Annotated in this window: 12 protein-coding genes; 6 read left to right on the top strand and 6 right to left on the bottom strand. The window is 70.0% G+C overall.

Annotation, left to right across the window (positions count from 1 at the left end; all coding sequences use genetic code 11):
• Nucleotides 1-61 precede the first annotated feature (61 nt).
• Genes ON38_RS18840 through ON38_RS18850 form a run of 3 tightly spaced genes read left to right on the top strand, consistent with a single transcriptional unit; the run spans nt 62 to nt 3,092 of the window.
• Complete coding sequence (locus ON38_RS18840) at nt 62-964, top strand: metal-dependent hydrolase (protein ID WP_039826172.1); 903 nt, start codon at nt 62-64, stop codon at nt 962-964.
• Nucleotides 961-2,073, top strand: a complete 1,113-nt coding sequence (locus ON38_RS18845; protein WP_039826173.1) for a PDR/VanB family oxidoreductase — start codon at nt 961-963, stop codon at nt 2,071-2,073. The genes ON38_RS18840 and ON38_RS18845 overlap by 4 nt, the downstream gene beginning before the upstream one ends.
• A gap of 26 nt (nt 2,074-2,099) precedes the next feature.
• Nucleotides 2,100-3,092 (top strand): alpha/beta fold hydrolase, encoded by a 993-nt coding sequence (locus ON38_RS18850; protein ID WP_083872801.1) that lies wholly within the window; start codon nt 2,100-2,102, stop codon nt 3,090-3,092.
• A 14-nt stretch (nt 3,093-3,106) separates the two neighbouring features.
• Here the strand turns inward: ON38_RS18850 and ON38_RS18855 are convergent, their stop codons facing one another.
• From ON38_RS18855 to recQ, 3 genes are all read right to left on the bottom strand, one after another.
• Nucleotides 3,107-4,096, bottom strand: a complete 990-nt coding sequence (locus ON38_RS18855; RefSeq protein WP_039826174.1) for a helix-turn-helix transcriptional regulator — start codon at nt 4,094-4,096, stop codon at nt 3,107-3,109.
• 112 nt (nt 4,097-4,208) lie between these two features.
• Nucleotides 4,209-5,204: a hypothetical protein gene (locus ON38_RS18860; RefSeq protein WP_039826175.1), complete on the bottom strand. Its 996-nt coding sequence runs from the start codon at nt 5,202-5,204 to the stop codon at nt 4,209-4,211.
• Between the two features lie 101 nt (nt 5,205-5,305).
• Complete coding sequence (gene recQ / locus ON38_RS18865; protein WP_039826228.1) at nt 5,306-7,174, bottom strand: DNA helicase RecQ; 1,869 nt, start codon at nt 7,172-7,174, stop codon at nt 5,306-5,308.
• 176 nt (nt 7,175-7,350) lie between these two features.
• On the opposite strand from recQ, the gene ON38_RS18870 reads away from it, so the two are divergent.
• Together ON38_RS18870 and ON38_RS18875 are read left to right on the top strand one after the other, a co-directional pair.
• Nucleotides 7,351-8,322, top strand: coding sequence for an SMP-30/gluconolactonase/LRE family protein (locus ON38_RS18870; protein ID WP_039826176.1), 972 nt, complete (start codon nt 7,351-7,353; stop codon nt 8,320-8,322).
• A gap of 128 nt (nt 8,323-8,450) precedes the next feature.
• Entirely contained in the window at nt 8,451-9,008 is a 558-nt protein-coding gene (locus ON38_RS18875) for a DinB family protein (protein ID WP_039826177.1), read from the top strand.
• 155 nt (nt 9,009-9,163) lie between these two features.
• Here ON38_RS18875 and sigJ read toward each other — a convergent pair whose 3' ends face one another.
• From sigJ to ON38_RS18890, 3 genes are all read right to left on the bottom strand, one after another.
• Nucleotides 9,164-10,123, bottom strand: a complete 960-nt coding sequence (gene sigJ / locus ON38_RS18880; protein ID WP_218000798.1) for an RNA polymerase sigma factor SigJ — start codon at nt 10,121-10,123, stop codon at nt 9,164-9,166.
• A gap of 97 nt (nt 10,124-10,220) precedes the next feature.
• Entirely contained in the window at nt 10,221-11,006 is a 786-nt protein-coding gene (gene hisN / locus ON38_RS18885) for a histidinol-phosphatase (RefSeq protein WP_039826178.1), read from the bottom strand.
• Nucleotides 11,007-11,077: 71 nt separating this feature from the next.
• Nucleotides 11,078-11,668 (bottom strand): NADPH-dependent FMN reductase, encoded by a 591-nt coding sequence (locus ON38_RS18890; RefSeq protein ID WP_039826179.1) that lies wholly within the window; start codon nt 11,666-11,668, stop codon nt 11,078-11,080.
• Nucleotides 11,669-11,808: 140 nt separating this feature from the next.
• Here ON38_RS18890 and ON38_RS18895 point away from each other — a divergent pair, with 140 nt between their 5' ends.
• Nucleotides 11,809-12,663, top strand: a complete 855-nt coding sequence (locus ON38_RS18895) for a helix-turn-helix domain-containing protein (protein ID WP_039826180.1) — start codon at nt 11,809-11,811, stop codon at nt 12,661-12,663.
• Nucleotides 12,664-12,716 lie beyond the last annotated feature (53 nt).

The raw sequence follows: 12,716 nt of genomic DNA on the forward strand, positions 1-12,716 counted from the left end.
GGTGCCGGTGAACCCGCCGCGACGCGTCGCCGCTGGTACCGGTGACGATCGAGGAGGATCGATGAGGTTGTTCGGTAACGACGCCCCCACCCGGGCGACCGATCCGGGAGACGTCGCATTGCACGCGCGCGATGTGCGCTTCGACTGGACCGAGATCCCACTGCACTGGATGGCCGCCGAACCCATCGCCTCCCATGTGATGAACTCGCTCAACCTCCTGCTGCCCGAAGGCGAACGCAGCTTCCTGACCACATTCGGCGAAGCCCTGCCGTTCGTGCGCGACGAGAAACTGCGCGAGGACATGCTCGGTTTCATCGGCCAGGAGTCGATGCACGCCGAAACCCACGCGGGCTCCCACGACATGCTGCTCACCGCCAACGGTATCGATCCGCGCCCGTTCCTGTGTCAGGCCGAGTACCTCTTCCGCAAGACCATCGGACCCCGGCAGAGCACCGGGACGCGGGCCGGGCGCCAGCAACTGGTCGACCGGCTCGGGGTCATCGCGTCGCTCGAGCACTTCTTCGCGTTCCTCGGTGACTGGGTGCTCAACAGCGACCTGGAACGGTTCGACGCCGACCCGCGCATGCTCGATCTGTACCGCTGGCACGGCGCCGAAGAGGTGGAACACCGCAATGTGGCCCACGACGTCGCCGAATACTTCGGCGTGGGCTATTTCCGGCGCGGCGCGCTGATGCTGCTGGTCTTCCCGTCGTTCCTGGTACTGCTGGTGCGCGGCACCAAATACCTGGTGCACCGCGACCCTTCCCTGCCGGACCTCGGCTATCCGCGGGTGCTGCTGCGCATCTTCGGCGCGATGCGGCGCGGTGCGCTGCCCGGGATCCCCGCGCTGCTGATCAGCGCGCTGTCGACGTTCCGGCCGGGATACAGCCCGGAATCGGTCGGCTCCACCGCGCAGGCGATCGCCTACCTGGCGCAGTCCCCGGCCGCCCGGGCGGCCTCATGACCCTCGCCGACCGGCCGGCGCCGCTTCCGCTGCCGGCCGACCTGTACGGCAGACCGCGTCGCGACCGGACCATGCGCCTGCTCGACGCCGTCGTGGACGCCCGTATGCGCTGGACCGCCCTCACCAACCGGCGCGAGCTGACGCCCCGCGCGGACGACGGCCGGATCGGAGTCCGCGTCGTCGAACGGCAGCTCCGCGCACACGACAACGATGTGGTGAGTCTGCGGCTGGCCGCGGCCGACGGCCGGGAGCTGCCCCGGTGGCGGCCGGGCGCACATCTGGACGTGGAACTGCCCTCCGGCCGCCTGCGCCAGTACTCGCTGTGCGGGGACCCGGCCGATACCCGGACCTATCGAATCGCGGTCCGGCGCATCCCCGGCGGCGGTGGAGGCTCCGAGGAGGTGCACCGGTCGATAACGGTGGGGTCCGCGCTGGTGGTGCGGGGCCCGCGTAACGCGTTCCCGTTCGCGGTACCCGGTCACGGATCCCCGGCCATCCGGCTGCGTTTCGTGGCCGGAGGTATCGGTATCACCCCGATCCTGCCGATGATGCGGCTGGCGGATTCCCTGGGCATCGACTGGACCATGCTGTACACCGGGCGCGCCCGCGACACCCTGCCCTTCCTCGACGAGGTCGAACGCTTCGGCAGCCGGGTCACCGTGCGCACCGACGACCGGTCCGGGCTGCCCACGGGCGCCGAACTGGTGGCCGGGGTGCGCCGGGGCACCGCGGTGTACTGCTGCGGTCCGGCACCGATGGTCGGCGCCGTCGCCGCCGCCCTGCGCGGGATCTCCGGTGTGGAACTGCATTCCGAACGGTTCTCGGCACCGCCGATCGTGAACGGTGTGGCGTTCGAGATCGAATTGGCCCGCAGCGGTGAGGTGCTCGCTGTCCCGGCCGACCGCTCCACCCTGGATGTACTGCTGGCGCACCGTCCCGATCAGCCGTACTCGTGCCGCCAGGGCTTCTGCCGCACCTGCAGGGTACGGGTCCTGTCCGGTGCACCCGACCACCGCGATTCCGTCCTGTCCCCCGCCGAGCGGGCCGCCGGTGACCTGCTGGCGTGCGTATCGCGCTGTGCGGGCGGCCGGCTGGTACTCGACCTCTGACAGTCCCCGACAACCGAGGAGCAAGCGTGACCGAATCCGGCAACCAACCCGTCGCGACCCGGCGCACGGTGCGCAGCGGCGCCTTCGATCTCGCGGTCTATGAATACGGCGACCCCGCCGCCGAGACCGTGGTGCTGGTACACGGCTGGCCCGATACGAGTCACCTGTGGCACGAAGTGATCCCGCTGCTGGCCGGGCGATTCCATGTGGTGGCCTACGACACCCGCGGTCACGGGGCCTCGACCCGCACCGGACGGGTCGCCGATTTCCGGCTCGCGGAACTGGCCGCGGACTTCTTCGCGGTCGCCGACGCGGTCAGCCCCGAGCGGCCGGTCCACGTTCTCGCGCACGACTGGGGTTCGGTCCAGGTCTGGGAGGCGGTCTGCGAGCCGCACGCGGCCGGGCGCATCGCCTCGTTCACCTCGGTCTCCGGACCCAACCTCGATCACCTGGGCAAATGGGTACGCGACCGGCTCGGCCGGCCCAGCCCGCGCAATATCTGGCAGCCGTTCACCCAATTGCTGTCCTCGGCCTACACCGGGTTCTTCATGACACCCGGCCTGCCGCGGCTGGCGTTCGGCCTGCTCGCCACCGAGCAACGCTGGCGCCGGGTCATCCAGCTCATGAACGACACCGGCCCCTCGACAATCTTCTTCGCCCCGACACTGAAGCGGGATATGGTCGACGGTCTGCTCATCTATCGTGCGAATATCCTTCCGCACCTGCTGAACCCGCGCGAACGGACCACCGAAGTGCCGGTCCAGCTCATCGTCGCCGGTCGCGATATCGCGGTGCGGCCCGCCGGTTACGACGATACGAGCCGGTGGGTATCGCGATTGTGGCGCCGCGACGTGCCCGCCGGGCACTGGATGCCCTTCTCCCACCCCGGGCTACTGGCCACCGCCACCACGGAATTCGTGGACGCGCTGCGCGACGGCGAGGTCGCCGCGGGGGTCACCGGACCCGTGAGGCAGCCGCCCCGTCGATTGCGCGCGGTCGAGCCCACCGGCACGGACTGAGTCCGCCGGACCGCTCACGACGCGGCCGGCGGTGCAGCGGGGCTCAGGGTGGCACGCCGGAAGCGCTCACCCCAGACCCGGATGTGCTCGATCAGTTCCGGGGGCTCGAGAACCTGGAACTCGGCGTCGAGCGATCCCAGCGCCAGGGTCGGCCAGTCCAGCGAGTCGGTGGTCATCGTGACCCGGCAGCGGCCCGCGTCGATCTCCTCGACGCTGCCCCAGCGCCCGAGACGCTGCCGGACCGATTCCGCCGGCGCTTCGACCAGCGCCTCGATCCGCTGCAGATGCGGCATATTGTCCACGCCGGAGCGGACGAACTCCGCGGCGTCGGCGGTGGGCAGTTCCCGTGAGCGGAAACGTGATCCGTCACCCGCGGGTTCGGTGAGCCGGTCGACCCGGAAGCTGCGCCAATCGTGGCGGGTCAGGTCGAACGCCACCAGATACCAGCGTCGCCCCAGGGCGACCAGGCGGTGCGGTTCGACATGCCGGGCACTGCGGCGTCCGTCGGCGGCGGTATAGGTGAAACGCAACCGCTCACTGTCGCGGCAGGCCAGGGCAACCGCGGCGAGCGCCGCCGGATCGGGCGCGGCAGCCGTGCGGCCGCCGCCCCAGTCCGCGGGCACGGTCATGGCCCGGATCGCCTCCACCCGCTTGCGCAGCCGCGGCGGCATCACCTGCACCACTTTCGCCAGGGCGCGTACCGAGGACTCCGCGACGTCCTCCACCATGCCCTGCATCGCGAATTGGAGTCCGACCACCAGCGCCACGGCCTCGTCGTCGTCGACCATCAGCGGCGGCAGCGCCGCCCCGGCGGCGAGCTGGTAGCCACCGTCGACACCGCGTTGCGCTTCCACCGGGTAGCCCAGGCCGCGTAACCGGTCGATATCGCGCCGCAGCGTCCGCGGCGAGACTTCCAGCCGGTGCGCCAGCTCGGTCCCGGGCCAGTATTTGTGGGTCTGCAGTAGGGACAGCAGGCGCAGCGTCCGCGTGCTCGTATCGGCCATACCATCGATTGTTCTCGAATTGCGGTCGATAAGTGGCCGCTGGTCCCGTATTTTCCGGGGACACCGGCCGGAGGGCACGGGTTCACTGCGGTTCGGGCTGCCCGCACGCCGGCTAGTGAGTTCCCAGTGCCCGCAGTGAAACGCCGGTGATGGTGTCGGCGAAGATCGAGCCGTCGGCGTGCTTGCGGCCGTAGACAATGATCGGGGCGCCTTGGGCGATCGCCTCGATGGTGGTGGCGATCAGCACGTAGATCTTGGTGTGGTCGTCGGTGTGCACCACGACCTCGGCATGGTTGATCTCGCTCTTCACAGTGAGAGTGATGCCGTCGTTGGTCAGCACCTTCCCCCATACGAAACCGACGCCTATATCGGGGGATTCCGCGGCCGGCGGCTCGGTCTCGCGGGGGGCCATTGTCGAGGCGGCGATGGCCGCGGTCGGCGTGGCGGCCGGGTCGGAATCCGTCACGCGGCCGGTGTAGAAGAACCCCACCGCGAGCAGCACAGCCAGCCCGAGACACAGGCCGAGCAGCGCGTGACCGCCGATGGGAAGATATTCGAGCGCTTCGGTCTCCGGCACGGTCCACGCCGGATTCGCGGGCTCGGGAGGCGGCACGGCGGGCGCGGCCCCCTGGGAACTCGCCACCGGAGTGACCGGGGTGCGTGCCGGGCGCACCACCGGCGGATCGGGCACAACCCACTGCCGCCCGCCGTCGTCGACAGCGGGTTCCGCGGGCCGATATGCCTGCGGCGCGGGCCCGGCGGGAAGATCTGTGAACTCATACCCTTCCGGCTCGGGTTCCGGTCGCGCGAGTACCGCGGGTGATCCGCTCGGCACGGGAACATGCACACGGCCGGGTGACCTTTCGGATAGATCGTCCTCGCCGTTGGACGCGCTGTCCTCGGACCACATATCGGCCCCGAGGCCCGAGTCGTACGCGGCGGTTCCGAGTAGCCGAACCGATTCGAGGGACCCCGCTACCTCCGGGCGATCCCGGGGCCGGTGATCGGTTGCGGCCCGGATGATCCTCGGGTCCACGCCGCCGAACTGTTCGGCGGACAAGCCCGCGCGGTGGCGTGACCGCGACCACGGAGTGCGCTTGTTGGACATACTGCCAGGTTAGGTCCTCTGTTCAGACCCCTATCGTCACTGGCGGGAGGAATCATCGGATGAAAGCGGTTCCGGCACAGCGGCTTACGCCCGTCCACGGCTCATCCGGCCGCCAGCACCTGCAGAACCTGCTCTCCGTAACGTGCCAGCTTGCTCTCCCCGACACCGTTCACCGTGCCCAGTTCCCGCAGATCGGCAGGCTTGCGGGCGGCGATATCGCGGAGGGTGGCGTCGTGGAACACCACGTACGCGGGGACACCCTGTTCCTTGGCGGTATCGGCCCGCCACTGCCGGAGCTTCTCGAAGAGCGCGGTGTCGGCGGTATCGAGGTCGGTGGGGGCGGCGCGGCCGGATTTCGCGCTGCGCGCGGCCCGCGCGGGAGTGGGTCGTTCCGGTTCCCGGCGCAGCGCGACGGTGCGGCCGTCGAAGAGAACCGCTTCGCTGGCCTCGGTGAGGGTGAGCACCCCGTAATCGCCGTGGACCGCGAGCAGCCCCTGGGCCAGCAGCTGCCGGACCACCCCGCGCCACTGGGTATCCCGCAGATCGGTCCCCACCCCGAACACGCTGAGTTCGTGGTGGTCGTACTGCTGCACTTTCTGGTTCTTCTTGCCGAGCAGGATATCGATGAGATGACCCGCGCCGAAGCTCTGCCCGCGCTCCCGTTTCAGGCGCAGCACCGCCGACAGCAGTTTCTGCGCGGCGACGGTGCCGTCCCACGATTCGGGCGGGTTCAGGCAGGTGTCGCAGTTCCCGCACGGCTGCGGCGGCTGGCCGAAATAGGCCAGCAACTGGGCCCGGCGGCAGTCGACCGTCTCGCACAGGGCGAGCATCGCGTCCAGGTGCAGTTGTAGCTGCCGGCGATGCGCGGCGTCGCCTTCGGAGGTGTCGATGAGTTTGCGCTGTTGCACCACGTCCTGCAGGCCGTAGACCATCCACGCCGTGGACGGCAACCCGTCCCGCCCGGCCCGCCCGGTCTCCTGGTAGTAGCCCTCGACGGATTTGGGCAGGTCGAGGTGGGCGACGAAACGCACATCGGGTTTGTCGATACCCATCCCGAAGGCGATGGTCGCGACGACCACCAGACCCTCCTCCCGCAGGAAGCGCGCCTGGTTCTCGGCTCGGGTGCGATTGTCCAAGCCCGCGTGGTACGGGACCGCCCGGATACCGTTCTCGGTGAGGAACGCGGCGGTCTTCTCGACGGAGTTGCGGGACAGGCAGTAGACGATGCCGGCGTCGCCGGGATGCTCCGCGCGCAGGAACTCGAGCAGCTGCCGATCGGGCCGGTTCTTCGGTTCGATGCGGTACTGGATATTGGGCCGATCGAAACTGGCCACGAAGCGCCGGGCCCCGCCCAGGTCGAGCCGGGTGATGATCTCGTCGCGGGTCTTCTCGGTGGCGGTCGCGGTGAGTGCGATCCGGGGTACGTCGGGCCAGCGTTCGTGCAGCATCGACAGGGCCAGATAGTCGGGCCGGAAGTCGTGACCCCACTGCGAGACGCAGTGCGCCTCGTCGATCGCGAACAGCGCGACCCGGCCCCGGTCGAGTAGCTGGGCGGTGGATTCCATCCGCAGCCGCTCCGGCGCGAGGTACAGCAGATCGAGTTCGCCGGCCACGAACTGGGCTTCCACGGTACGGCGCTCATCCGGGAACTGGGTGGAGTTCAGGAAGCCGGCCCGCACGCCGAGCGCGCTGAGCGCGTCCACCTGGTCCTGCATGAGTGCGATGAGCGGGGAGATCACCACCCCCACACCCTCGCGGACCAGCGCGGGAATCTGGTAGCAGAGCGATTTGCCGCCGCCGGTGGGCATGAGTACCAGCGCGTCGCCTCCGCCGATCACCTGGTCGACGATCGCGCGCTGCTCACCCCGGAAACTGTCGTAACCGAAGACCCGGTTCAGAATCCGCTGTGCCGCATCGGATTCGGCACCGGACTCGACAGCGGGCACGGTCGGGGCTTCGGGGGCTTCCACGCGGCCCATCCTACGAGCACCGGCGGACAGCCCGGGCGGTGTCCGGCGCGGGCGCCGACGCCCCGCCTCGTCTTGCGCACATGTGGATGAGCCGGCATCCGGGACGGCCGCCGACACCGTTCCCGCGGGCCGCGCGCATCCCGCGCTACCGCCGTGGATCGCTTAGGTTGTCCGCTATGGCATCCAGGACACGATCGCGGGCGCGATGGGCGATGTTCACCGCCGCTACGGCGGCGGTGGTGAGTGTGAGCGCGGCGCCCGCGCAGGCACAGACCTTCCCGGCCATGTGCGCCGACGGCTGGCAGGCGACCACGATCGTCGAAGGGGTCGGCAATCTGGAGAACCTGGATTCCGACGGCGCGGGGGGTTTCTACGTCACCGGCATCGTCGACGGCTACCTCGCCCACGTATCGGCCGACGGAACCTTCGAGAAGCTGGTCACCGGTCTGGAGCATCCGGCCGGCGTGCGGGTGGCCGGTCGCTCGGTGTACTTCCTGACCGGCGACGGTGTCACCGACCCGCCGGGTACGCTGCGGCGCTACGACCTCGACACCGGCGCGGTGACCGTGCTCCGCACCGGACTGAACGGACCGAACGGTCTGCTGCTGCTCCCCGACGGGGACTTGCTGATCAGCACGATCGGGGTTACCCGGGCGACGACCGGAATCGCCCGGTACCGGCCCTCGACCGGCGAGTTCATCGAATCGTGGTCACCGCTTCCGCTGACCAACGGCCTGGCCCTGGCCCCCGACGGCGAGTCGATCTACACGGGCAACCTGACCATGCGGATCTTCCGTATTCCGCTGCGGGCGCCCGCCGATGCCCAGGTGGTCGCGGGTCCACCGAATCTGCTGACCGTTCCCGACGATATGGAGGCCACCCGCACCGGCGACCTGTACGTCGCCGATCATGGAGTCGGCGCGATCTACCGGGTGGATCCGGCCACGGGGTCCGGATGCGCGATCATCACGGGCCTGATCAGACGGCCCGACCCGGTCCGGACCGTGCCCGACGGCACCACCTCGGTGCGGATCGCCCGTGACGGCGAGTCGTGGGCCCTGTTCGTGACCGGGATGGACGGGGCGCTGCGGCGGTTGCGCCCGCCGCCGGGTATCGATCTCACACCGGCCGACGCGACCCGACGCTGAGACATAACGGCTGGTCGAGGGATTGTTCCGGAAATTTCCGAGCTCCGGTCAATTGAGGCCGGAAAGTGGCCGCTAGGGGTCATACGGTGCTTCTGAACACGGAATCCACCGCACCTCGACGGAAGGCGATGACCTTGAGCGACAACTCCACCCTCCCCCGGACCGCCACCGGCGCGGCTCTCTCCGGCGAACGGGCCGACCTGCTGGCCGAACTGCGCGCAGCGCGGTTCTTCCTGCGTTTCACCACCCGCGAACTGACCGAAGAACAGGCGGCGGCGCGCCCGACACCCAGCGAGCTGTGCCTGGGCGGCCTGATCAAACATGTGACCGGCGTCGAGCGCGGCTGGGTGGATTTCATCGTCGACGGAACCTCGACCTCGAAGGATTTCGACGAGCTGACCGCCGAGGACTTCGCCGCCCGGCAGAACGAGTTCCGGATGCTGCCCGGCGAGACGCTGGCCGGGGTGCTCGCGGCCTATGACGAGGTGGCACGGCGTACCGACGAGATGGTCGTGTCGCTGCCCGACCTGGATGCGAAGTGGCCGTTGCCGAAGGCGCCCTGGTTCCAGGAGAGCCACTGGTCCACGCGCCGGGTCCTGCTGCACATCATTGCCGAGACCACGCAGCACGCCGGTCACGCGGACATCATCCGCGAAGCGATCGACGGCGCCAAGACCATGGGCTGACAGCCCGGACTCCGGTGCCCGTCCCCGGCTCGGGGCGGGCACCGGTTTCGGTGCGATACCGGCACACCATGTCCGGACCCGTGCGCGGATCATTCGCCGCTGCGCCGAAGGTGCGCACGCGTTCCATCCCTGACAGATCGCGAATGTGGTGTGTGTCACCACTGAGCGTCGAGCGGGCGATGCGGGCCGGTCGCCGTCCACTCGCGGGTGAGATGAGCCAGTTTGTCGGGCGCGACCTGCACGCGCAGTGCCGCGATACCGGCGGGAGCCAGCTCGAGGCAGAGCACGCCGTAGACCTGTCCGCCGACCTCGATCACTACCGCGGGATCGCCGTTCAGCACGGCCGCGTAGAAGGTGAGGTCGGCGTTGACGAAGGCACGTTTGGCGGCCGTCGGCCGGAACAGGTTGCGCAGGTAGCGGGCCACGGCATGCGCCCCGACGACCGGCGCCCGGCGGGCCGGGACCACGCCGCCGCCGTCGGCCACGCTGACCACGTCGCCGGTGAGCAGCCGGACCAGCGGATCGGTCTCGCCGCTGAGAGCAGCGGCGATGAACTCTTCGGCGATCCGGCGCGCGGCCGCCGCGTCGACCTCGATCCGGGACCGGCCGCCGAGATGCTGTGCGGCCCGGCGGTAGATCTGCTGGCAGTTCGATTCGGTGAGCTCGAGGATCTCCGCGATCTCCCGATGCGAATATCCGAACGCCTCACGCAGCACATACACCGCGCGCTCATTGGGCGTGAGCCGCTCCATCACGGTGAGCATCGCGAGCGAGACCGACTCGCGCTGTTCGGCGGTCTCGGCGGGACCGAGCATCGGGTCGCCGGCGAGGACCGGTTCCGGAAGCCACTGCCCGACATAGGTCTCCCGCCGGGCCCGCGCCGAGGTGAGCTGGTTGAGGCACAGGTTGGTGAGCACCTTCGTCAACCATGCCTCGGGCGTCTCGATCTGCTCTCGGTCCACCGCGTGCCATCGCAGGAAGGTCTCCTGTACCGCGTCCTCGGCGTCACCGGCCGACCCCAGCAGCCGGTAGGCGATCGCCTGCAGGCGGCCGCGGGCGCCTTCGAAGAGATCTGCCTCGTGCGTGCTGAGCGTCATCATCACATCGTCGGTCATCCGCGCAGGATGCGTCCACCGGCACCGGCCGCAGCGGGGAAGGCGGTGACCGCCGTGACCGCGCCGCCGCCCGGCCTTCGACGACGCGACCCCCGGGTCAGCCGCGGAGACGGAGCAGGACCTGTTGATGCAGCCGCCCGTTGGAGGCGACCGCGTCTCCGCCGTGCGGGCCGTCGCGGCCGTCGAGGGAGGTGAAGGTGCCGCCGGCCTCCCGGATCAGGATGTCCAGCGCGGCCAGATCCCACAGCGAGACCTCGGGTTCGGCCGCGATATCCACCGCCCCCTCGGCGACCAGGCAGTAGCTGAAGAAGTCGCCGTAACCGCGGACCCGCCACACTTCGTCGGTGAGGTCGATGAACTGCTCACGCAGGCCCCGGTCGCGCCAGCCGGACAGACTGGAGAACGCGAGGCTGGCCGAATCGAGGTCGGCGACGGCGCTGACCGTGATCGGCTGTGGCGCGCCGGGATGGAAACTCGACCACGCACCCTGCCCCACCGCGGCCCACCAGCGGCGGGCCAGCGCGGGTGCACTCACCACACCGACCACCGGCACACCGTCCTCCAGCAAGGCGATGAGAGTGGCCCACACGGGGACACCGCGCACGAAATTCTTGGTGCCGTCGATCGGGTCGATCACCCATTGCCGGCCGGTGAACTCGGCCGTGCCGCCGAACTCCTCGCCGAGGACGGCATCCTCGGGGCGGCCGTGCCGCAGCATCCGGCGGATCGCCTCCTCCACGGCCAGATCTGCATCCGACACCGGAGTGAGGTCCGGTTTGGCATCGACCTTCAGATCCAGGGCGCGGAACCGTTCCCGGGTGATCGCGTCCGCTTCGTCGGCCAGCCGCAATGCGAGTTCGAGGTCAGAGGAGTGAGCAGCCACACCCGAACACTATCGAGTCGGTCCGGGTGCGGCCGCGCGCCGTGCCGTCGCGCTCGCCGTGCGCACCCGGGTCAGGCCGCCACCGCGCGGGCCGCCGTCAGCGCCTCGGCCCACCACCGCAACCGGCCCAGCATCGCCTGCGCCTGCGCTTCGGGCTCCTCGGGCGCGTGCAGTTGTCCGTCCTCCCCGAACAGCAGGTAATAGCGAGGGAACGATACGTACTCGCGCACCGTGTGGGCGTCGAGTTCGTTGAATACCTGACGCAACTGTTCGATGGCCAGCAGGCCGCCGCTGGCGCCGCTGTAGCCGACGAAAGCGATGGCCTTGCCCTGCCACTGGGTGAAATGCCAGTCGATGGCGGCCTTCAGCGAGGCCGGGAAGCTGCGGTTGTAGTCGGGGGTCACGATGATGAACGCGTCGGCGGCGCCGAGCCGCTCGGAGAGGTCCCGCATACCGGCGGGGCGCGGCGGATTCGGTTCCATCGCCGGCGGGACGGCCGGCAGCGCCAGCGGGATCTCGGCCTCGGCCAGATCGATCACGTCGATCTCGAACCCGGCGTCACGGGCTGCCTGGGCGGCGATCCACGAGGCGACGACCGGTCCGAAGCGGCCCTCCCGGACGCTGCCGACGATCACCGCGAGACGCAGCGGCGTTGTGGTCATGGTGTGCTCCGTTCTTCTCCGGCGGCCCGGTGGCCGCCCGGGATCGAATCTGCCGCGCCGGGCGCCGCAGTGGGAGACCGCGCCGAGAGTGGTACTGCCACGGCCACCCTGAGCGGCCCGCCCGCCGCTACCGTGGGACCGTGAGCGAGAACGAGATGGGCCTGTTCCTGCGCAGCAGGCGCGACGCGGTGACACCGGCCCAGGTGGGGCTGCCCACCGGGGCACGCCGCCGGGCGCCCGGACTGCGCCGGGCGGAACTGGCCACGCTGGCGGGGGTCAGCGTCGAATACATCACCCGTCTCGAGCAGGGGCGGGACCGTAATCCCTCGCCCCAGGTCCTCGCCGCGCTGGCCGACGCGCTGGGGCTCACCTCCGCCGAGCGTGTCCACCTGTACCGGCTGACCAAGGCCGATACCGGTTTCAACTGCATGGGCCGGGCCCGGCCGGGTCGCGAGATCCGGCCGACGATCCGGGCGCTGCTCGATCAGCTCGAACCCGCGGCGGCGGTCGTGGTCAACCGGCTCACCGAGGTGCTGGCCTGCACCGAGGGCTACCGCAGGTTGATGGAGCCGACCGGCGCGCTGGACGGCGAGCACTGGTCCAATCTCGCTCAGTTCGCCTTCACCGATCCGCGGGCCCGCGAGGTCTACCCGGATTGGGGTCATCTGGCCGACCACCTGGTCGCCACCCTCAAACAGGGCCCCTTCCGCGCCGACCCGGAGATCGCGGCGCTGGCCGACCAGCTCACCATCACCGCGGGCGCGGCGTTCACCGACCGGGTCGCCACGGTGCCGAATCTGCCCGCCGCCACCGGCGTGACCCGGATGGCGCACCCCACCGCCGGGACGCTGCGGCTGGCCTTCGAAACCCTGGACCTTTTCGCCGACGACGATCAGCAGTTGATCGTCCACCTGCCCGCCGACCCGGCGACGGCCGCCGCCCTGGACCGCCTCGCCGGCCACCGCCCCGGCAACCTGCGGGCCGTCCCGAGCTGACCGGCGGCGGTCTCCGCGGGCCGCGCGGTACACCGCGACGGACGCTCCTAGTA

This window comes from Nocardia testacea NBRC 100365 (genome assembly GCF_000308775.1).
Lineage (GTDB): Bacteria > Actinomycetota > Actinomycetes > Mycobacteriales > Mycobacteriaceae > Nocardia > Nocardia testacea.